This is a genomic window from Nostoc sp., assembly GCF_036916735.1.
GTDB lineage: Bacteria > Cyanobacteriota > Cyanobacteriia > Cyanobacteriales > Nostocaceae > Nostoc.
The window spans coordinates 1-21,406 of sequence record NZ_JBALFV010000120.1; the positions used below are offsets into that span (position 1 = coordinate 1).

Below are 21,406 nucleotides of genomic sequence, written 5' to 3' on the forward strand. Positions count from 1 at the left end.
AATCCACCTTTGAACTGCGTTAACGAGTATTTGAACCGGATGAATCCACCTTTGAACTGCGTTAACGAGTATTTGAACCGGATGAATCCACCTTTTATCTCCGTTAACGAGTATTTGAACCGGATGAATCCACCTTTTATCTCCGTTAACGAGTATTTGAACCGGATGAATCCACCTTTGAACTCCGTTAACGAGTATTTGAACTCCATTAATCACAGGACTTATGCACAGATAACGGAAAAACGTAGACACGAAGTGGCTTCCTGGAGGGTATCACAGAGTACACAGAGAAGCCAGTGCGCCCTTGCGGTTTCCCGACTTGTTCGCTTTTAGCGTTCCCGCAGGGTAGTAACTGGCGCGACACGGAGAAATCAGAGTTTGAGAGGTTTTTTGCGTAAGTCCTAAATGAGTCTCGAAAATCGAAATGTTCAGCCTTGGCGAAGGTCATTCGCGCACCAGCAAGCGTTTTGCTATCTCAGCTATATTTGATTTTGTTGATTTCTAGCCAGTTGCAGAGCGGGAACTGAACTCTGGTGAGCGCTGTATCAATTATGTAGAGCGTTTCTACAGCACTCACTCAACAACTGGCATAGCTGGGACACCAGAAGCAGGAAGTTTTACCTTATCCCTCGTACAACTTCTTCGCTGTCCCGTTGTGTTGATATCTCCATTTAAACTGCAACTTGAAGTTATGAACTGCCAAATTGCCAAAATAGCTTAGGGCGGTATCTTATCCCCATATTCTTTTCCTGGAACAGCTAATCTTCGCCCAAGATTTGCCACCACACTGCACTCATCACTCTCAGGACTTACGCAAAATCATGATAAAACGAACCGCAAAGGACGCAAAGAACACAAAGGAATAAGAGTTTTAGAGAGTTATTGCGTAAGTCCTGACTCTAATAGCTCCTTATGTGATGCATAAAGTTACAGAGGTGTCACAGAAGGTTGTTGCACGCTATTTTTAACAGTTTTCGTTTCTACAAAAGTTTCTCGACCTGTAATCAATCTAGAGCGACGATTACGAGTGATATAATTCCACGCCCACTGAAATACTACTAGTAATTTAGTGTCAAACTCGATTAAGAAGTAGATGTGAACTAATAGCCAAAATGCCCAAGCAAGGAAACCTGTGAGTTTGATGAAGCTTAAATCTACAACAGCTAAATTTTGCCCAATCATCGCCAAACTACCCACATCGTTGTAATGAAATTGTGGCAAAGTATGACCTTGAAGCCGTCGTCGAATTAGTTTACCTACATACTCTCCTTGTTGTTTAGCTACGGGTGCAACACCAGGTAAAACTTTACTATCTTGGTGGGAGAAGTTAGCTAAATCTCCAATTACGAAAATGTTGTCATAACCCTCGATAGACAAGTCAGGTTCTACAATTACACGCCCAGAGTAATCGCACTCTACACCTGTACTTTCTGCTAAGACTTTCCCCATTCCAGAACCTTGGACACCTGCTGCCCACAATATAGTTTTTGAGGTAATTTCTGTAAATTCATTGCCTTGCTTGAAAGTAACGATATCATCTTCAATATTTGTCACCCTGGTGTGAGTGTGGAGTTCGACACCCAACTTTTGTAAAGATACTGCTGCTGATTTCGATAACTCTGGCGCAATGTGTGGAAGGATGCGAGGGCCCCCTTGTAATAGTAAAATTTTCGTTTCTGAAGTGTTGATGCTGCGGAAATCTTCTTTGAGAGTTTTGTGTGCTAATTCCGCGATCGCACCTGCTAATTCTACACCGGTCGGGCCACCCCCCACAATCACAAAAGTCAAGAAAGCACGGCGAATTTCTGGATTAGTTTCTTTTTCTGCTGCTTCAAATGCGCCAAATATCCGGCGACGCATTTCTATCGCATCTTCCACACTTTTCAAACCAGGAGCAACTTTTTCCCAGTTCTCCTTACCAAAATAGGAATGGTTAGCACCTGTGGCGACAATTAATGTATCATAAGGTACTACTTCATCACCCAAAAAAACTTGTTGCGCTTTTGGATCAATATCATTTACTTCTCCCAACAACACCTTTGTGTTCTTGCTTTTCTTAAATACAGATCGCAATGGTGCGGAAATATCAGAAGGTGATAGCGTACCTGTGGCAACTTGATATAAAAGCGGCTGAAACAGGTGAAAGTTACGTTTATCAATGAGAGTAACATTTATATTCGCTGTATTCAGGGCCTTAGCTGCATACAGCCCACCAAAACCACCACCAACTATAACAACCTGATGTGGGGCATTATTCTCAAGTGAGACTGCCATAATCAAATTCCCTTGTGTTAAGAAATTGTAACTATTCTTAACAAAGATGTAACAGCATTATGATAAAGGTTGCTGTTTATTTAGAACAATTGAAAAAATAATAAAAGTATTCAAAGTTAGTTCTTATTACTCAGTTCCGGGTTGTCTTCAGCAAGGATTTGGCACACTTCGCCAATTTAGTAGGTACTTTTGTCTATTCTATAATTTACTGCACAAGGAAAACCCTTGTTGTTTTACTCAAGTGATTCAGTAATCAAATCGGATTCCGATAATTTGCACTCATTGAAATGCTTTCCTTCAACACATTTATATAATAAGATATTCACTATGAGCGATAACTATATTTTGAAACGTATATATACATACAGACAGGAAATCCTAAAAGAAAATAAAGAAACCTGTCTTTCGCCTATGGAGATAATAGGATACTAATAGTAGTAGCATATACAGAATATTAATTTGTAGCCTGATCAAACTCATATTTGAGTGCATCTGAGTACAGTTTAATATATTGCAAAATATCTTGACGAAATCTTAGCAAAGGCTTGCAGGTAAAGTTTCTTGTAGAGAGCATAGAAATTCTTAACCCATGCCCCAAAAATACTAGTACCCCTATCGTTAAACACTAGCACCCGTACCCCAAGATAAATTTTAAGTTTATCTTGGGGTACAGGTTTAGGCGTTTGAGTACAACCTTAATCAATCCAATAAATCCAATCAGCATTGGGTTTTCTATCGAGTTAGAAGTCACCTGATATAAGCATAAAAATAGCAAATGGCTTTTCTACCAGATAGACATTACCGATGCAACAGTCTTTAGACAGTATTAGCAATCGCCAGACTACCAAAACGCAGGATTCTGCCCATACATCCATGCTGAAAAATTTCCTCTCTGGCGTTTTTTTTGAGCCATTATTGAGTGATTTTCGCATTATTTTTGAGCGCGACCCAGCAGCACGTAATTGGCTAGAAGTAGTGTTTTGCTACCCTGGATTGCACGCCTTATGTTTGCATCGTCTTGCTCACTGGTTACATTGTCGAGGTGTGGGTTTTATCCCTCGCTTAATTTCTCATTTGGGGCGATTTTTAACAGGAATTGAAATTCACCCAGGCGCAGAAATTGGTCAGGGTGTGTTTATCGACCACGGAATGGGTGTTGTGATTGGCGAAACTGTGATCGTGGGCGACTATACACTGATTTACCAAGGCGTCACCCTTGGCGGAACTGGTAAAGAAACTGGTAAGCGTCATCCCACAGTGGGTAAAAATGCAGTGATCGGGGCGGGTGCGAAAGTTTTGGGTAATCTGCAAATTGGCGATCGCGTCCGTATTGGTGCAGGTTCCATTGTCTTACGGAATATCCCCAACGATTGTACAGTTGTCGGAGTTCCCGGTCGAATTATTTCCCGGAACGAAAGCGCCAACCTTTCTCCTTTAGAACATGGAAAGCTACCCGATGTGGAAGCAACCGTGATTCGTTCTTTGCTCTCGCGCATAGAGCAACTCGAAAAACAACTGCAAACTTTAGGCGTTAAAAGTCATTAGTCATTAGCAAAGGACAACTGACAAAGGACAAAGGACAAAGGACAAATGACAAATCATACTTTAGGCGATCAAGTTTTACAGATTCCTTTGAGCGATCGCTGGCGAATCTATCACCGTTTGCAAGAGTTAAAAATTAACAGTTCTTGTCCCCCCGATGGTTCTTTACGAGTGCAAGTGAACAATTTGCTCGAAGTAATTCTAATTCGCAGTACAATTATGCAATTTCTTGCTTCTCGTCACGAATTATTAGACTGGCTTGAGCGTTGCTGGGATTACAGTGATGAGTCCTGAGTACAAATGAAAAGTTTTTCATACCCCACTCCTTACTCGCGTCTTTGTTATAGATGCACAAAGCTCGAATAGCTTTAGAAGTTGAAGCTACTGTACGCTAACAGAATTTGTTGCAGACTGAGAGAGATTAAGCGAGTTTTAGATTTTATCCAGTCTTATAAATCTGAAATTTTCCTGACATTTAGCGACAATTACAAAGGTGAAATGAGCAAACAAGACTGGAAATTTATGAATTTTAATTTTTTCCAAATTAAGAAATTGAAAGTTCAATTATGGCGACTCCTAACAGAGATATAAAACTTTTGAATTTTTTGCACAACGAACTTGAACTTTCAAATGCCGATATTGCTGTAGCTCTGCGACACCGTGAATTAGAAAACGGACCAATACCGATGCTTCTCTGGCAGTATGGTTTAGTTGATTTGGAACAGCTAGAAAAGATTTTTGACTGGCTAGCAGAACAAAGTTAGCTCTTTTGAACCTTTTACCTTTGAGTACCATTACCTGCCGAAATTACACTCCAATGCTCTAAAAAATCTGAGGTCACGAAGATGATTACATCCTTAATTGCTGGATTCTGTGTTTTACTTTGTTCAGGGTTTGCTAATAGCTATATCAGTTCATTGCTAATCGAAGAAATGCCAAATGACATCGGTAAAAACAATTAGTAAATTATACATGTTTTTAGTTCCCTCCCATACAGATGTGATGCTGATCATCGGTAAATAATAAAGGATCATGTATCCTACATTATGAATTGTGATATTTTTAGCATTTACCATCGCTGGGAATTGTAGAGATAAAGGTTATTAAGAATACTTCCAAGAGAGGGATATTTGCAATGAATCAAATCATAATTAATGACACTACATTGCGCGATGGCGAACAAGCAGCAGGTGTTGCTTTTACCCTAGAAGAAAAAGTTGCGATCGCTAAATTTCTTGATGACATTGGTATTCCCGAATTAGAAGTGGGTATACCGGCAATGGGTGATGAAGAAACGCGGGCGATCGCCGCAATCTCTCACTTAGGTTTACAAGCAAAACTCTTGGGCTGGAACCGTGCTGTTATCTCAGATATTAAGGCTTCCATCGCCTGTGGTTTGAACAGGGTACATATTGCTATTCCCGTCTCTGGTATCCAAATTGCCACTAAGTTTCATGGTCAGTGGCGAGTAAGTTTACAAAAACTCAAAGACTCAATTAACTTCGCCCTCGATCAAGGTCTTTGGGTAGCAGTCGGCGGCGAAGATTCTTCCAGGGCTGATGATAATTTCCTGTTAGATGTAGCACTTTATGCCCAAGAATGGGGTGCATCCCGGTTCCGCTTCTGCGACACTGTAGGAGTTCTCGACCCCTTCACCACCTATACCAAAGTCCAAAGGCTGGTTTCAGCGTTGACGATTCCCCTAGAAATCCACACGCATAATGATTTTGGTCTGGCAACTGCCAACGCCCTTGCAGGTATTAAAGCCGGAGCCTCATCCGTGAGTACCACAGTTAACGGATTGGGTGAAAGGGCGGGAAATGCCGCATTAGAAGAAGTTGTCATGGCGATCAAACGCATCTACGGCGTTGATTTGGGCATTGACACTCCCAGTTTGCTGGAACTGTCTCAACTAGTTGCAGCCGCATCTGGTGCAGATTTACCACCCTGGAAAGCGATCGTTGGCGAAAATACTTTTGCTCACGAATCTGGCATCCATGCTCACGGGGTATTGCAAAATCCCACTACCTACGAACCATTTGCACCCGAAGAGGTGGGTTGGGAACGGCGTTTAGTAGTAGGAAAACATTCTGGACGGCATTTGGTTTCAAACTTGCTAGAGCAGCATGGAATTTTCTTGAACTCCCAAGAAACCCAATCTGTTTTAGACGCAGTGCGCCATCAATCGGTACAGAAAAAACGCAGTTTGACGACAGAAGAATTATTGAATTTGGTCAGAGAACAGAGGTACTCTCATGCAACGCGATGAATTAGAACTAAACTTGCCACCTGCTTTTGAAATTGGTGAAAAAGTCAGAGTTCGGAAACTACTCAAAAACGATGGTACTTTTCCTGGTAAGGAAGTCGGCCAAGTTTTAGTAAACAAAGGAGATATCGGCTACATAGCGAGTATAGGCACATATTTGCAGACTTCCTATATCTATGCTGTGCATTTCTTAGAAACAGGGTTCGTCGTCGGCTGTATGAAAAAAGAACTAGAATCTGTTGAGGAATCTCATGAAAGTAATGCTACGCATGAATGACGCCGGTACTTTAGTAGTTTACGTTGCTAAAAAAGACCTTGAAGAAGAAGTCGTCAAACAAACCGATGGAAATGATGGTAAGATTCTCACCCTAGCAAATGGTTGGGAATTAGAATTTCGTGAATTGCCAGACACAGCAAATTTACCTCAAACAGTAGAAGCTAAACGCCTCGCGTAAAAATAGTTAGGAGTTAAGAGTTAAGAGTTATGAGCTATAAATTTTAACTCCTAACTCCTCACTCCTAACTCCTCACTTCTAACTCCTCACTTCTAACTTTTTATCAATCATGGGTAACAAGTATTTGACATTATCAGAATTGAACCTTGAAGGACAGTTACTAGGTTTTGTTGGTGGTGAACCAGGAAAATATAAATATTTGCAATTAGCTGTTCCATCTGGAAATGTGGAAATTAAACTGCCTAAAGAGTTACGCCGTTTACTAAGTTCATCTTTAGTTCCCGGTCAGCAAATTCGCGTTTGTGGTCATAGTAAGGTAGACTCGCGCACAAGTAAAATAAAAATTAAAGCCTATCGTGTGACACCAATTGATGCGTGTCCAAAGCAAGATTTACCACCTCAACCGAAAGCGAGGATTATGGTATGTCAAAAGGGCGGTTGCCTCAAACGTGGTGGTAAAGGTTTATTATCAGAATTAGAAAAAACTTTGTGCGATCGCGGTTTGTTAGACAAAGTTAACATTGAACATACTAGTTGCCAAAAATGCTGTGGCAGCGCTCCCAACTGTGTTTTACAGCTTGGTAACAAAAAATACAAGAATATTCATCCTGAAGCGATCGCATCTTTGCTAGAAAGTCATTTAACTTCAGAGCAATAAACTTCTCTAGGTATTCTTAAAATAATAGATAAATTTGTAGGGGTAAAAATTTTACCTCTATTTTTGTTGGTATAGTAAGACAAAGCTAATTTTCACGCATGACAAGAGCGATCGCAAAGCCATCATACCCTTTGTTACCTACAGTCTGGATTGCCGTAGCACTTACACGCGCTTGGGCACTGAGCAATTCGTTAAAACGACGCACTCCCTGAACGTTAGGATCATCGCTGTTCACCTCAATCACAGCTCCGTTACGAACAACGTTATCGGCAATAATTAGGCTACCTTGGCGGGAAAGCTTTAACGCCCACGCAAAATATTCTGGGTTGCTTGGCTTGTCTGCGTCAATAAAAATCAGATCAAATGGATTGTATTCCTCGTTAGCTAATTGCGGCAGTGTATCTATTGCCCGGCCGACACGCACCTCGACAAGATGAGCTAGTCCAGCCCGGGCAATATTATCGCGGGCAACTTCGGCGTGCTGGGGATTTGACTCTAGGGTGATCAAATGACCGTCAGCAGGCAATGCTCTAGCTAACCAAATTGTACTATAGCCGCCTAAAGTGCCAATCTCCAGAATAGTCCGTGCTTTATGGATTAAAGCTAATAGCATAAGCAGTTTACCTTGGTTTGGCGAAACATTATGTGGTGGTAAACCAGCAGCATCACTAGCCTGAAGAGCAGCATCTAACACAGGATCAGAAGGTACAAGCAAATCAGTGATGTAACGATCAACTTCTGTCCATAGTTCTTGAGTCATAACTCCTCTTTTGGTAACAGTAACACCAGCACTTTTTATACGATCTAAATATTAATTAAGAAAATCACTTTGCTTTAGCAGAGAATAACAGTGTGGTTCCTTCAGCTAAAAGTTTATCAACAAGTTTCCAACCTTCTGCGTAGAAAAGCTAGGACAAATCAAAATACATCTGCTTTTTGAATCATCAGGTAACTTGCTTCCTAAGAATGATTTATGATAAATTCCTATTTAGATAATCACGGTAATTCTATCAATTTACCGTAATTATTTCATGACTCAATCACCAAAGTCAGCGTATTAGCCAAAAGCTGAATTACAGATAATCAAGCTTTCCATGCAAATTCAAACAGTTGGTATTTTAAGCCCGGGTGACATGGGACAGGCGATCGCATCTGTTCTCAATCAAAATGGATTGAAGACCATTGCTGCCCTGGACGATCGCAGTCCTAGAACTCGGCAATTAGCCGCCGCAGGCAACATCCAAGATGTAGGTTCTCTCAGACAACTAGTAATTGAATCTGATGTAGTGCTATCAGTTCTAGTCCCCGCCGCCGCAACAGAAGCAGCGAATCTTGTAGCTGAGGTAATAGGCAATGTAAAGAAACAGATTCTGTACGTTGATTGTAATGCAGTTGCACCCCAAAAAGTAAAACGTGTTGCCCAAATCATCGAATCAGTGGGAGTCACATTCGTAGATGCCTCAATTATTGGCCCACCTCCCAGAGTTCCTGGTCGTACCCGCATCTATGCTTCAGGAAAACAGGCCGTTGAATTTCAACAACTGCAAAATTATGGGTTGGATATACGAGTAATTGGCGATGAAATTGGTCAAGCTTCTGGATTGAAGATGTCTTACGCCGCCTTGACAAAAGGACTGACAGCGATTGGTACAGAATTACTGATTGCCGCCCATCGCTTGGGCTTGGATGAGCAACTATGGGAAGAAGTATCTAGCAGCCAACCGCAACTTGCTGCTATACTCACCCGTTCCATTCCATCCATGACACCAAAAGCACATCGTTGGATAGGGGAAATGGAAGAGATTGCCGAAACCTTTCAGGAGGTAGGTCTGACTGAGCGCATTTTTTCCGGAGCAGCTGATGTTTACCGCTTGGTGAAGGATACATCTTTGGGTAAAGAAACACCAGAAGAGTCTAACAGCGATCGCCCCTTAAGAGAAATTATTAATGCTCTTTCTGACGAAATTGCATCAAAGTAAAGCTTATAACTTGACTCAGGTTTAACAAGATGAGTGAAATTCGTGCTTTTGCTGTTGACCCTAATAAATCTGATTCAGCGATTTTTTTGTAACTTATGGACAAAATTAAATTAATTATTTTTAATCGTGATGATGTTCTAATAATTCTCTTCTAGATTGTTATTAACCAACAAAAGTTTTGTTGTAGTTGATTAATTTTTATTAATCCTCTATTGTCACCAAGGAGTAAGGGTTACAAAATGCTATTTTTAGCACTACACATCTGTTTTGTTCTATACATGTTAATTATCTAATAAAAAAATGTCATTGCTAGAAAGTAAAGGCATTGAAATTGACTTATCATCAATCTATTTTAGAAAGTAATATCCAATTCGGATGACACTTGAGTATTTACATAGCACCTTGCTAGTTAAGAGAGTTAGGAAGCAGGGGTCAAAATCAATAAGCCTCCTGACGACTGACAGCTTTATTATGGTTACTATCAAAAAATGCAACCCTTTTAATCAAATTAAACTTTCTAATGCGTGTTGTAAATCATTCGTCACTTCAGCAACAGCTTGTCTAGCACCCAAACGATTTTCCTTATAGGTTGGGTAACGCTCAGAAATAGATATGGGTTCACCCACAGTAATTTTGACTTTTTGCTTACCCAATTGTGGACGATGTACACCTTTATCGCCTTTAATTTTAGCAATCATTTGCCATAAAATTAATGTCGTCTCAGCAAACCTTTCTACTGTGGGATTTTCTCGAATATAATTACCAGAAACTGCTACAAAACTTTCTACTAACCGCATGTGCCACATCCGTGCATTCGCTTCTTCAGCAACGCGATCGCCTAAAGCTCTTTCAACAACAGATACTCCTTTTACATCCTTAAAATCTTCTCTAAATATATAATTCCACCCAGCTTGTTCTACCCGCCGACATCGGTCACTTAAAGTACCTTTTGACTGCAAATCAAAATACTGTTCTGATATTAGTAACGCTGCATTCAATAAAGCTTGCAAACGAACTGCTAATGCCTCATTTCTATCTTCAACTTCTCCTACTACTGTTTTGATATCTGCCAGCTTTAGATGATAAAAGCGCGTATAAAATTTTTCCATCAATGAAACTAAATGTTCTGCCAAAGTCAACAACTGGGGATAAAGCGACTCTATAGAAGCCTTTTCTGCTGCATTCACAGGTAAACCACTAGCCGCTTCCAATTCACTTAAAAGATTAGCGATCGCATCCCAAGGAGCATCAACGTAACTATATTTAATCCCAACTGGTACAATTAGAACCTGTTGGTCGCGTCTAGCTTTGTGCAAATCTTCAGCACACCAAAAGCCTAATTGGGCTATACCAGGTTCTAAGGGGCTAATATTCTCCGATAAACCATTGGTAGCACCTTCAGGCGCAGCCGCCATTGGAAATTTCCCATTGGCAAACAAGTCACGCGCCGAACGTAATCCCGTCCAGTCAGCCTTACCTCGCTGAATCGGAGTCCCACCTAAATGAGAAGCAATCCAGCCAACATGAGAACCTGCCCATAGAGGAATGCCGCGATCGTAGATAAAATGAGCGTGAATTGGAAGTTGTAGCGCTGTGTCTTGCGATCGTGCTACCTTTGGCACGAGTTGAGACAGCAAGTAAGTCAAACACAATGGATCGTCTGTTTTAGGATGGCGAAATGCCAGCATAAAACGGATCTTATCCTCCTGAAACTGGCGATAGAGATCCACTAAAACCTCTACGTTGTCCCCTTCAATTTGAGTAATAGCTGTTTGCCAGTTTATCCAACTGGGTAGCAACAGATGGACAATTCGTAAAACTAAGGGGTTAAATGCTGGAGGAATAAATTTTAAGGGTGGCTGTGCTTGATAAATTACATCTGCCAAAGTAGTTTCTCCTGAAGATGCCACGATTTATAATCGCCTGGTGGGGTTATTTCTTTTAAGCTATCTTAACGGCTATAAAATGCCCTGACAATTGAAGTCACAGCTATACAGACAAACATGATGCAAAAATCCTCTCTATTTCTTTTCTCTGTGTATTCTCTGCATCTGAAGTGGTTTGTTTATTTAGATAATTTATTTTTTGGAAATCCTTTAGTCGATGCAATGCCATTGTCAGTCGATACAATGCCGTTGTTAGTTAATGCAATGCCATTGTTAATCGATGCAATGCCATTATTAGTCAATGCAATGTCATTGTCAGTCGATACAATGCCATTGCAGGTCAAGAGACTTGTGTATATACCGTAGTTTTAAAAAGTGCAAGCCAGAATCAAAGTCGCTCAATTTATCGCAAAGCCACTCCGTTTGTCAAAGGACTCATAACCTAGACCTAGATTAAATAGTTGCAAAGATTTTATCATGCCACATCTTAACGGCTGTAAGATGCCGACACCACGCAAGTTCAAGTACTAGGATACCTTCTTAGTCCGCCCAGGCAGACTTTGAATTTGTGTGGCGGCGATTTCTAATCGCCAGGTGGTTTATAAACAAATTAGAGATTCTGGAAAGGGAATAAACGATGCGACTTTCACAAATGTTATTTGTTACACTGCGGGATGATCCAGCTGATGCTGAGATTCCTAGTCATAAATTATTACTCCGTGCAGGCTACATTCGTCGCATCGGTAGCGGTATTTATGCTTATCTCCCTCTGATGTGGCGGGTATTACAAAAAGTTTCCCAGATTGTGCGGGAAGAAATGAATGCTACAGGCGCACAAGAATGTCTCCTACCACAATTACAACCAGCTGATTTATGGAAGGAATCGGGACGCTGGGACACTTACACCAAAGCTGAGGGAATTATGTTTTCCCTAATTGACCGCCGTGAGCAACAATTAGGATTAGGCCCAACTCATGAGGAAGTAATCACAGTGATCGCTCGTGATATGATTCGCTCTTATCGCCAGTTACCACTACATCTCTACCAAATTCAAACCAAATTCCGCGATGAAATTCGCCCTCGCTTTGGTTTGATGCGCGGACGGGAATTTATCATGAAGGACGGCTACTCGTTCCATGCTGATGAAGCCAGCCTCAAAGAAACTTACCAGAATATGTATAAAGCGTACAGCAATATGCTGCGACGTTCTGGTTTAGCTTTTCGGGCAGTGGAAGCCGATTCTGGTGCAATTGGTGGTTCTGGTTCCACAGAATTTATGGTTTTGGCAGAAGCTGGTGAAGACGAAGTTCTCTACACTGAGGATGGTAAATACGCTGCTAACGTAGAAAAGGCTGTTTCTTTACCAATTGACGCTGAAATTTCAAGGTTTACAAACTACGAGAAACGCGATACACCTGGAACGGAGACGATTGAAAAAGTTTGTCAACTCCTCAACTGTTCTCCCACTCAATTGGTGAAAAATGTCCTTTATCAGACAGTTTATGATAATGGTATAACGGTGTTAGTTTTGATGAGCATCCGAGGCGATCAGGAAGTTAATGAAGTCAAGTTGCAAAATGAATTGACCAAATTAGCTCCTGAGTATGGTGCTAAAACTATTATTAGTTTGAATGTACCAAATGTAGAAGCGCAGCAAGCATGGACAACTAAATCTCTACCTTTAGGCTACATTGCGCCAGACATCGCAGATGAGTATATTACTGCTAATAAACAGATCCATCCTAAGTTTTTGCGCTTAGTAGATCAAACAGCCGTTGATTTAAAAAACTTTGTTACAGGCGCGAATGAAGCTGGCTATCACGTAGTTGGTGCTAATTGGAATAAGCAATTTAAGTTACCAAGCGGTATAGTAGATATACGAAAGGCAAGACCAGGCGATCGCGCCATCCATAACCCAGAACAAACTCTCTTCAACACCCGTGGAATTGAAGCAGGTCACATCTTCCAATTAGGCACAAAATACTCCCAAGCGATGGGAGCAACTTATACCAATGAACAGGGTGAAGAAAAGCCGCTACTTATGGGTTGTTTTGGCGTGGGTGTGTCACGATTAGCACAAGCTGCTGTAGAGCAATCTTATGATAAAGATGGGATTATTTGGCCAGTTGCGATCGCACCCTACCACGCGATCATCACAATTCCCAACATAAACGATCCTCAACAAATCGAAATCGCCCAAAAACTTTACACAGAACTCAATTCTAGGGGAATTGAAACTTTACTAGATGACCGCGACGAACGCGCTGGAGTGAAATTTAAAGATGCTGACTTGATAGGCATACCTTATAGAATTGTAACCGGACGAGCGATCGCCAATGGCAAAGTCGAAGTTGTAGAAAGAGCAACCCGCAAATCTCAAGAAATTGTCATTGAGGAGGTTACAACTACACTTCATCAGTGGATTACTGCCGCCATTCAGGTAAAAAATTAAACATAAACGTTTACGCAGAGGAATAAATACTTTACTTTGCGTTCCTCTGCGTTTTACTCAGCGTTTCTTTGCGTTGTAAATTTAATCTTTACTCATCTTCAAAAAGAATGAGATTTACATAATTTGGCAGGTGACGGATTAGAAATATAAATTCTAAAATTGAATTACGTACTTGCAGAATTAAAAATAATCGCCTTTTGAGGCGTAAAGTCTTCTCCAGGTAGCAGGAAACTCTTCAGTTATAAGTATCGTCCTTAACCAGGCTGCTCCTCACATAACTACCAAATCAGCCCTCAGTCAGGAAGGTTTTGAACATGAAAGACCAACAAGGATCTAATCGTATTTCTTCTGGCGCAATTGCAGCCGTCTCAGCAGTGGTTGTAGCGGTGGGTGGCGGTGTGGCTTGGTTTACTACACACTCCAGCAATACTCCCACACCACCAAACCCCTCTGGGCGCATCCAACAGCCAACACAGCCATCAACTAAGCAGCCAGCTAATAAGCAGCCAGCTAATGAGCAAAGCCCTAACGTTTATTGGCTAAAACCAACAGAAAAAAATGTTACTTTAGTCCCCCAGCCTGTTAGAGTCGCTTCTATACGCCCCAACCAGCCATTAGAAGCAGCTTTCCAAAGTTTGTTAGCAGGTCCAGGACAAGGGACGACAGATTCCACAACCATCCCCAAAGGAACCAAACTTTTGGGGCTGAAGGCGGAAAATGATGAGGTTCATGTTAATTTATCTGAAGATTTTACCAGTGGTGGTGGAAGCACATCAATGATGGGTCGCGTAGGACAGGTTGTTTACACTGCGACAACTTTAAATCCCAAAGCCAAAGTGTACATTGACGTGAACGGCAAACCATTGGATATTTTAGGCGGTGAGGGTCTAGAGTTACAACAGCCACTAACTCGTGAAAGTTTTCAAAAAAATTATCAGCTTTAAAAAAGTTAAGAGTAGAGACGCTATTAATAGCGTCTGTGCGGGAGTGAGGAGTTTTAACTCATAACTCATAACTCATAACTCATAACTTTCTTATAATTACCGTTTGCTATTTAACACACGAAAGTTACGGGCTTGCTGTTCTAACCTTGTAGCAAGGCGATCGCAAACCCGATTACACAAATCAAAAATCATTTCATCTTCCACCCGGTAATAGGCGCAAGTTCCTTCACTGCGGCGGCTAAGGACACCTGCTTGCCACATTACCTTCAGGTGTTTTGATACATTTGCCTGAGAAGTCTGTGTTGCCTCTACCAACTCTTGCACACATTTTTCTTCATCCCGTAATAAGTGGAGCAGCCGCAGGCGCATCGGCTCACTTAACAGACTGAAGTATTCAGCTACTTGTTGCACCACTTCTGGCGATAAAGGCAACGTTTGTTTCATCAGGATTAACCCGCAAGGACTGAAGTTTTAACAATGACTCATTTAGGATGATTCATTTCATATATAGATTAATACTTAATCGGGGTTAATTCGCATCAAAGGTTGACCATATTCTACTGGGTCACCATTTTGGAGAAGAATTTCCATTACTTGTCCAGAGACTTCGGCTTCTATTTCATTCATCAGCTTCATAGCCTCAATGATACAGACAGTTTGACCCTTGCGGACGCGATCACCCACTTCTACAAATGCCACTTCCCCCGGTGCAGGAGCGCGATAAAACGTTCCCACCATTGGGGAAGGCACTTCTACTAATCTCTGGTCAATGATTGAGGGTGGATTTACTGACAACTGCAATGGTGTGTTAATACCAGTATTCTCAAACACACGAGATGTGGACATCTCCGTTACCTGACTCGTGTTCATCTGGTTTCCTCCAGATGAACCCGATGTCAAGCCCGAACCCACCACACCGCCGAAGGTCGCTTGACCTACCGACAACATCTGATTGCTGGCGCTCACAGCCTTACGGACTGTTAGTTCAAAATCATTGCTTTTGAGCGTCACTTCTGCAATATCTGTTTGGGCGATAGTTGCCAGTAGTTGGCGGATTTCATTAAAGTCCAATGGCACAGTTTTTATTACCTCGACCTATCCGTAAATGAGCATCTTAAGTGTGGCAGGGATTAAATCCCTATGTCGGGATTTCCATCGGGACTTGCGTCTCCGTAGAGATGAAAGTTATTCCCTGCTGATATACTTATCTTCCTGAGTATCAACTTTGATGCGTTCTCCTTGAGAAATAAACAAAGGAACCATCACAACTGCACCAGTTTCTAGAGTTGCTGGTTTTGAACCACCAGTAGCAGTGTCACCTTTTAAACCTGGATCTGTTTGTACAATTTCCAGAACCACAGACTTAGGCAATTCTACTCCCAGCACTTGGTCGCCCCACTTAATAACTTCAGCTTCCATACCTTCCTTGAGGTATTTGACGCGATCGCCAATTTGTTCGCGGGTCAATCTGCCTTCTTCGTAGGTTTCCATATCCATAAAGACGAACTCATCGCCCTCTTTATAGGTATGCTGCATCGTGCTTTTTTCTAACGTGGCTTGCGGAACTGTTTCCCCGGCTCGGAACGTTTTTTCCATGACGCTGCCACTCTGGACATTTTTTAACTTAGTTCGTACAAAAGCGGAACCTTTGCCTGGCTTGACGTGCAGGAATTCTAGCACTCGCCATACAGACCCATCTAATACAATTGAAACACCGGGTCGAAAGTCGTTACTGGAGATCATGAAACTTTCAAATTTTGGAAGACAATCGGCATTTATTGTACCCTTCTAGAGTCGTCATTGGGCATTTGTCATTAGTCAATAGTCATTTGTCACTTGTACTGAGCGTAGTCGACTTGTACTGAGCGCAGTCGAAGTAAGGGCGTAGTCGAAGTATTAGTCAATAGTCATTTATCCTCTGCCCTTAACGTGGGAAGATTATTGATGGGTTACGTCCAGTCAACAATTTAATGCTGCATTTGAGTTATCCCATGCTTAACTTATTAAAATCCTGGCTGAAGAACAGCCTAATGGCAATACTGCTGGTAACAATATTTTTAGGCATAACTACAGCTGGGTGGACTCCCTCCAGTAGCGCCGCACTGCCAGCCGGCAATGCAATTACCGATGGCAAGGCTTTGTTGCGGTATGCACTCCCGATAGATAACAAACCTGTACGGCAACTACAAGCTAGTCTAGAGGACATCTCTGCCCAACTCCGGGCTAATCGGCGGTGGGGTGCTATTTCCCAAGACATCAGCAAAGCATCCCGCATTCTCGATAAACCCTCCCAAATCTTAACAAGCGTTCCCGAAGAACGCCAACCCCAAGCCGAAGCTTGGATTACTGAGTTAAAATCTGGGGTGGGTAAATTGGAAGAATTAGCGAACAGCAAAGATAAAGAACAAATTCTCCAACAGAGAGGCAAACTTCTGAATCTTGTTACTCAGATAGAAGAGTCAATGGTGAAACAATTCCCCTTTGAAGTGCCTGCTCAATACAGTAACCTGCCACAACTTAAAGGTCGTGCCACTGTAGAAATCAAAACCAACAAAGGCGATTTGACCCTTGTAGTAGATGGTTATAGCGCCCCTGTCACTGCTGGTAACTTTGTAGATTTGGTGCAGAGAGGTTTTTATAATGGCTTAGAATTTACGCGTTCTGAAGAATCTTACTTTCTGCAAACTGGAGACCCAGTAGGTAAGGATGTGGGTTTCATTGATCCAAACACGGGTAAATATCGTGCTATTCCCTTAGAAGTCTTAGTTCAAGGTGATAAAGCACCTACCTATGGCATTACTCTAGAAGAAGCTGGTCGTTACATTGATATGCCAGTTCTACCTTTCTCTGCTTTTGGGGCAGTGGTAATGGCTCGTCCTGAAAGTGAAGTCAATGGTGGTTCATCACAATTTTTCTTCTTTCTCTTTGAACCAGAACTCACCCCCGCCGGACGCAACCTATTGGATGGTCGTTATGCCGTTTTTGGCTATCTCACCGAAGGGAAAGAAGTTTTGGATAAACTCAAGGCTGGTGACAAAATTGAATCGGCAACCGTGGTTCAGGGAATAGAAAATCTGGTTGAGCCGCAAGCAGCATAAAAACAGAGCAGGGGAAGCAGGGGAAGCAGGGGGAGCAGGGGAAGATGAGGGAGAATAATTACTAACTCCTAACTCCTAACTCCTAACTCCTGTACAGACGCGATTAATCGCGTCTCCCCTGACTCAAATTCCCGACAGTGAACACTTGATCAACTGCGATGGCTAATTCTGGAAAAGTCCGTGATCCAATTTGCTGGTTCGCAGTAAAAACTGTTTCCTCATACAATCCATCTTCCAGTAGTAACACTGAAATTTTTGCTGACAGTGGGTCTACAATCCAATATTCAGGAACTTCTAAGGCCGCATATTCGGAGCGCTTATGGCGATAGTCCCGTTTCACCGACTCAGGACTAACCACCTCTACAATTAGTAACGGCGGGGACTCAAATACTGCTGAAGCATTCAATAATTCTCTAGCTTGCTCCAGTGTCACTACACACAAATCAGTCAACCTAGATTTATTTCTACCCGTTCTCACCCCACTTTCCCGAAAACACAACCAAGGAGAGTTACAACGTTTGATTTCTGCATCTATTAATTGCTCAAGAAATTTGGCAATCAGGAAATGTTCAATAGTAGGTGGATTCATTAGCTCTAGTTTGCCATCCACCAGTTCATAATGGAAATCGCTACCATCATCATAGGTTAAATACTCTTCAAATGTAATGCTGGTTACTGGTGTTGTTACCATTCCAACTGACTCCTAGACAATACTCTTATCTTAAACAGTAAAACAAATCATCAGTTTTCTTAGTAATTTTGCAACACGGAAAACCGATTGTGAATAATGAATTATCTTCTCTACAAGTCAAAGACATTGGTGAACAAGGTCTTTTAGAAAGATTACGGCGCTTCTGTCCTCCAGAAATTATCGGCGATGACGCAGCAGTTCTGGTGACTGCACCAAAGCAATCTTTAGTAGTAACAACAGATGTACTGGTTGATGGCGTACATTTTAGCAATGTCACCACTTCCCCAGAAGATGCTGGTTGGCGAGCTGCTGCTGCAAATTTATCAGATTTAGCAGCAATGGGTGCTTCTCCATTGGGAATCACTGTCGGGTTAGGACTCCCCGGTGAAGTTAGGGTGAGTTGGGTAGAGCGCTTGTACCAGGGAATGACAGAATGTCTGCAAAAATACAATACCCCAATTGTCGGGGGTGATATTGTGCGATCGCCTGTGACTACTTTGGCAATTACTGCTTTTGGTCAAGTTTTCCCTGATCGAATTATCCGCCGTTCTGCTGCTATTGTGGGAGATGCGATCGTTGTTACAGGCGTTCATGGAGCCTCAAGAGCTGGCTTAGAACTGCTCTTGCATCTTGAATTAGGACAAGACCTCAACGACGTGGAAAAGACCGATCTAATCCGCGCACACCAACGTCCACAACCACGATTAGATGTCTTACCAATCCTCGAGAAAATTTTAAATTCCCAATCTAAAATCGTTCGACTGAGCGAAGTCGAAGTCCAAAATCTAAAATCTAAAATTCCTGTCGCTGGTATGGATAGCAGCGATGGTTTGGCAGATGCGATTATTCAAATCTGCCGCGCCAGTGGTGTAGGCGCTATCTTAGAATACAGACAAATTCCCGTACCAAAAACTTTTAACCATTGGCTGACAGAAGACCAAGCGCTAGCTTATGCTCTATATGGTGGCGAAGACTTTGAATTAGTGCTGTGCTTACCACAAGAGTTAGCATCAGCCTTTGTGCAACATCTTGGTCAAGGTGCTGCGATCATAGGCAGCATTACATCTGGATCAACAGTACTATTGCACGACGAACAAAAAAAATTCCCTGACCAAGTTCTGAGTCTTAGCCAAGGATTTCAACATTTTGGTCAATAGTCTTTTGTCATTTGTCCAAAGTCCAATTGTGAAAAACTAATGACCAATGACTAATGACTAATTTATTGCCACTTCTCGGCTACTAATTCTGCCAAATCCAAAACTCGTTGGCTGTAACCCCACTCGTTGTCATACCACGCCATAACTTTTACTAGATCATTGCCCATAACCAAAGTCAAGCTAGCATCAACAATCGAAGAAGCATCAGTACCTTGATAATCGGAAGATACCAATTCTAATTGGCTATAGTCCAAAATGCCTTTGAGTGGCCCTTCGGCAGCATCTTTGAGAGCTTGGTTAACTTCTTCAGTAATAGTACGCTTCTCAACCTGAACTACGAAATCTACCATTGAGACGTTCGGGGTAGGTACGCGCAAGGCAACGCCATTGAGTTTGCCTTTGAGGTCTGGGATAACCAGCGCCACAGCTTTTGCTGCACCAGTAGAGGTGGGTACAATATTGATCGCTGCTGCCCTCGCCCGTCGCAAATCCCGGTGAGAAGCGTCTAACAAGCGTTGGTCACCTGTATAGCTATGGGTGGTGGTCATCGTGCCTTTGATGATGCCAAACTTATCGTTCAACACCTTGGCAATCGGTGCCAAGCAGTTGGTAGTACAGCTAGCGTTACTGATAATGTGGTGTTTGTTGTGGTCATAGTCGTGATGATTCACACCAACTACAAAAGTGCCATCCTCGTTTTTGCCAGGAGCAGTAATCAGAACTTTCTTGGCTCCAGCATTCACATGCTTGAGCGCTCCTTCTTTGCTAGTAAATACCCCAGTTGCTTCGATAATTAGGTCAATTCCCCACTCTTTCCAGGGCAAGTTTTCTGGGTTGCGATCGGATACGCACTTAATGGTTTTACCGTTAACGATGATAGAGTTATCATCGGCACTAATCTCAGCATCTTTGATCTTCCCTAGCATGGAGTCATACTTCAGCAGATGAGCATTGGTTCTAGGGTCTGAAGTGTCATTAATAGCGACAAGATCGATTTTACTATTCTCTCTACCCACCCAGCAGCGTGCAAAGTTACGTCCAATCCGCCCGAAACCGTTGATTGCAACTCTAATCACAGTGTCTTGCCCTCTGTATTTATGCTTATATGTTGATATCGTTGACCCCAATCATATCGCAAAGGGGGGGGGCACTCATAACAATAAAGTGTTAGATCAATAAAAAAACACATAATTTATTCAGATTTGTTCGAGTAGAGATTGTTGTTAGTGATATATGATCTGACCGATTCCGGCACTAAATAACGAATTAACTGGCGTTCGCGGCAAAATTTGCGAATTAGACTTGACGAAACTCCTACTAAAGGTATATCTAAGAGTTGCCAGCCAATGGTGTGTGACTGTTCTATAAGTTGTTGCTCCACTTGCTTGCAGATTAATTTACTTTGAGTTATAGTCTCACCACCTAGCAGTCTGGGTGCGATTAACCAATCACACATTTGTGCTAGTTCGTGTCCACGGTACCAACGGGGTAAGGTTTGGAAAGTATCCAAGCCTATGATCCAGTACCAGTGAGTATTTGGGTAAGAAGCAGATAAGTCCATCAGGGTGTTAATAGCATAAGAAGTCCCAGAGCGATTTGCCTCTACTAGTGAGACAGTAAACGCTGGGTTATCTTCTATGGCTAATTGCAGCATTCCCACACGATGCTCAAATAAAGCTGCTTGTTTGTGAGGAGGATTTAGGGATGGCACCCAAATTACCTTTTCAAGTGATACTTGATGCAAAGCTCTCTCGGCTATCAGCAGGTGTCCCCAATGAATTGGATCAAATGTGCCACCAAAAATTGCTAGTTGTTGCATCCAGTTATGCCTGGGTTTTATGCAATTGAAAAATAGTTTCATTACCAATGTACTATTGTAGGCAATTCATGCCTAGACTGAATGCAATTTAAAATCAGCTTCACTAACAATGTATGATGTAGCCAATTCCAGTAAGGTAGCCAAAAAGATGTATTTGACATTACAAGAATTTCTTTCCCGATGCA

22 protein-coding genes are annotated in these 21,406 nt (G+C 42.1%); 13 read left to right on the top strand and 9 right to left on the bottom strand.

The features are described 5' to 3' along the window. On the top strand, window positions 1-333 hold a 333-nt coding region (locus tag V7L20_RS29130), incomplete at its 5' end, for a hypothetical protein (RefSeq protein ID WP_334747418.1). A gap of 594 nt (window positions 334-927) precedes the next feature. On the opposite strand, the gene V7L20_RS29135 is transcribed toward V7L20_RS29130, so the two are convergent. Next, window positions 928-2,274, bottom strand: coding sequence for an NAD(P)/FAD-dependent oxidoreductase (locus V7L20_RS29135; RefSeq protein WP_334747419.1), 1,347 nt, complete (start codon window positions 2,272-2,274; stop codon window positions 928-930). Window positions 2,275-3,078: 804 nt separating this feature from the next. Here V7L20_RS29135 and cysE point away from each other — a divergent pair. The 7 genes from cysE (at window position 3,079) to V7L20_RS29170 (ending at window position 7,195) form a co-directional block, all read left to right on the top strand. Continuing rightward, complete coding sequence (gene cysE / locus V7L20_RS29140) at window positions 3,079-3,819, top strand: serine O-acetyltransferase (RefSeq protein ID WP_334747420.1); 741 nt, start codon at window positions 3,079-3,081, stop codon at window positions 3,817-3,819. Window positions 3,820-3,864: 45 nt separating this feature from the next. Further along, a complete protein-coding gene (locus V7L20_RS29145) occupies window positions 3,865-4,110 on the top strand; it encodes an Asr1405/Asl0597 family protein (protein ID WP_334747421.1) in 246 nt (81 codons plus the stop codon). A gap of 272 nt (window positions 4,111-4,382) precedes the next feature. Next, window positions 4,383-4,580 carry a DUF2949 domain-containing protein gene (locus V7L20_RS29150; RefSeq protein ID WP_334747422.1) on the top strand — a complete coding sequence of 66 codons (198 nt, stop codon included), beginning with the start codon at window positions 4,383-4,385 and terminating at the stop codon, window positions 4,578-4,580. A gap of 371 nt (window positions 4,581-4,951) precedes the next feature. Beyond that, entirely contained in the window at window positions 4,952-6,085 is a 1,134-nt protein-coding gene (gene nifV / locus V7L20_RS29155) for a homocitrate synthase (RefSeq protein WP_334747423.1), read from the top strand. Further along, a complete protein-coding gene (locus tag V7L20_RS29160; RefSeq protein ID WP_094327372.1) occupies window positions 6,072-6,359 on the top strand; it encodes a nitrogen fixation protein NifZ in 288 nt (95 codons plus the stop codon). The genes nifV and V7L20_RS29160 overlap by 14 nt, the downstream gene beginning before the upstream one ends. Continuing rightward, window positions 6,334-6,537, top strand: coding sequence for a putative nitrogen fixation protein NifT (gene nifT / locus V7L20_RS29165; protein WP_069070440.1), 204 nt, complete (start codon window positions 6,334-6,336; stop codon window positions 6,535-6,537). Before V7L20_RS29160 ends, nifT begins: the two co-directional genes overlap by 26 nt. Before the next feature lie 109 nt (window positions 6,538-6,646). Further along, the gene (locus tag V7L20_RS29170) at window positions 6,647-7,195 is read left to right on the top strand and encodes a (2Fe-2S) ferredoxin domain-containing protein (protein WP_334747424.1); all 549 of its coding nucleotides are present in this window, start codon (window positions 6,647-6,649) and stop codon (window positions 7,193-7,195) included. An 85-nt stretch (window positions 7,196-7,280) separates the two neighbouring features. Here the strand turns inward: V7L20_RS29170 and V7L20_RS29175 are convergent, their stop codons facing one another. Beyond that, window positions 7,281-7,955: an O-methyltransferase gene (locus V7L20_RS29175; RefSeq protein ID WP_334747425.1), complete on the bottom strand. Its 675-nt coding sequence runs from the start codon at window positions 7,953-7,955 to the stop codon at window positions 7,281-7,283. 334 nt (window positions 7,956-8,289) lie between these two features. Between V7L20_RS29175 and V7L20_RS29180 the strand changes: the two genes are divergently transcribed. Further along, window positions 8,290-9,174, top strand: coding sequence for an NAD(P)-dependent oxidoreductase (locus tag V7L20_RS29180; RefSeq protein ID WP_334747426.1), 885 nt, complete (start codon window positions 8,290-8,292; stop codon window positions 9,172-9,174). 503 nt (window positions 9,175-9,677) lie between these two features. On the opposite strand, the gene V7L20_RS29185 is transcribed toward V7L20_RS29180, so the two are convergent. Continuing rightward, window positions 9,678-11,060, bottom strand: a complete 1,383-nt coding sequence (locus V7L20_RS29185; RefSeq protein ID WP_334747465.1) for a 1-acyl-sn-glycerol-3-phosphate acyltransferase — start codon at window positions 11,058-11,060, stop codon at window positions 9,678-9,680. 637 nt (window positions 11,061-11,697) lie between these two features. On the opposite strand from V7L20_RS29185, the gene V7L20_RS29190 reads away from it, so the two are divergent. Both V7L20_RS29190 and V7L20_RS29195 read left to right on the top strand, forming a co-directional pair. Then, entirely contained in the window at window positions 11,698-13,512 is a 1,815-nt protein-coding gene (locus V7L20_RS29190) for a proline--tRNA ligase (protein WP_334747427.1), read from the top strand. Window positions 13,513-13,826: 314 nt separating this feature from the next. After that, window positions 13,827-14,456: a GerMN domain-containing protein gene (locus V7L20_RS29195; protein WP_334747428.1), complete on the top strand. Its 630-nt coding sequence runs from the start codon at window positions 13,827-13,829 to the stop codon at window positions 14,454-14,456. A 96-nt stretch (window positions 14,457-14,552) separates the two neighbouring features. Here V7L20_RS29195 and V7L20_RS29200 read toward each other — a convergent pair whose 3' ends face one another. The 3 genes from V7L20_RS29200 to efp all read right to left on the bottom strand — a co-directional run bounded on the left by V7L20_RS29200 (window position 14,553) and on the right by efp (window position 16,199). Next, window positions 14,553-14,900 (bottom strand): ArsR/SmtB family transcription factor, encoded by a 348-nt coding sequence (locus tag V7L20_RS29200; protein WP_334747429.1) that lies wholly within the window; start codon window positions 14,898-14,900, stop codon window positions 14,553-14,555. A 75-nt stretch (window positions 14,901-14,975) separates the two neighbouring features. Next, on the bottom strand, window positions 14,976-15,533 hold the full coding sequence (accB, locus tag V7L20_RS29205) for an acetyl-CoA carboxylase biotin carboxyl carrier protein (protein WP_334747430.1): 558 nt from the start codon (window positions 15,531-15,533) through the stop codon (window positions 14,976-14,978). A 108-nt stretch (window positions 15,534-15,641) separates the two neighbouring features. Further along, window positions 15,642-16,199: an elongation factor P gene (efp, locus tag V7L20_RS29210; RefSeq protein ID WP_109012189.1), complete on the bottom strand. Its 558-nt coding sequence runs from the start codon at window positions 16,197-16,199 to the stop codon at window positions 15,642-15,644. 248 nt (window positions 16,200-16,447) lie between these two features. Here efp and V7L20_RS29215 point away from each other — a divergent pair, with 248 nt between their 5' ends. Then, entirely contained in the window at window positions 16,448-17,554 is a 1,107-nt protein-coding gene (locus V7L20_RS29215; RefSeq protein WP_334747431.1) for a peptidylprolyl isomerase, read from the top strand. Window positions 17,555-17,657: 103 nt separating this feature from the next. Here the strand turns inward: V7L20_RS29215 and V7L20_RS29220 are convergent, their stop codons facing one another. Then, a complete protein-coding gene (locus V7L20_RS29220; RefSeq protein ID WP_334747432.1) occupies window positions 17,658-18,245 on the bottom strand; it encodes a Uma2 family endonuclease in 588 nt (195 codons plus the stop codon). 89 nt (window positions 18,246-18,334) lie between these two features. Between V7L20_RS29220 and thiL the strand changes: the two genes are divergently transcribed. Further along, window positions 18,335-19,402, top strand: coding sequence for a thiamine-phosphate kinase (thiL, locus tag V7L20_RS29225; RefSeq protein WP_334747433.1), 1,068 nt, complete (start codon window positions 18,335-18,337; stop codon window positions 19,400-19,402). Window positions 19,403-19,464: 62 nt separating this feature from the next. On the opposite strand, the gene V7L20_RS29230 is transcribed toward thiL, so the two are convergent. Continuing rightward, a complete protein-coding gene (locus tag V7L20_RS29230) occupies window positions 19,465-20,478 on the bottom strand; it encodes a type I glyceraldehyde-3-phosphate dehydrogenase (RefSeq protein ID WP_334747434.1) in 1,014 nt (337 codons plus the stop codon). A 116-nt stretch (window positions 20,479-20,594) separates the two neighbouring features. After that, the gene (gene nadD / locus V7L20_RS29235) at window positions 20,595-21,221 is read right to left on the bottom strand and encodes a nicotinate (nicotinamide) nucleotide adenylyltransferase (RefSeq protein WP_334747435.1); all 627 of its coding nucleotides are present in this window, start codon (window positions 21,219-21,221) and stop codon (window positions 20,595-20,597) included. Between the last annotated feature and the right edge of the window lie 185 nt (window positions 21,222-21,406).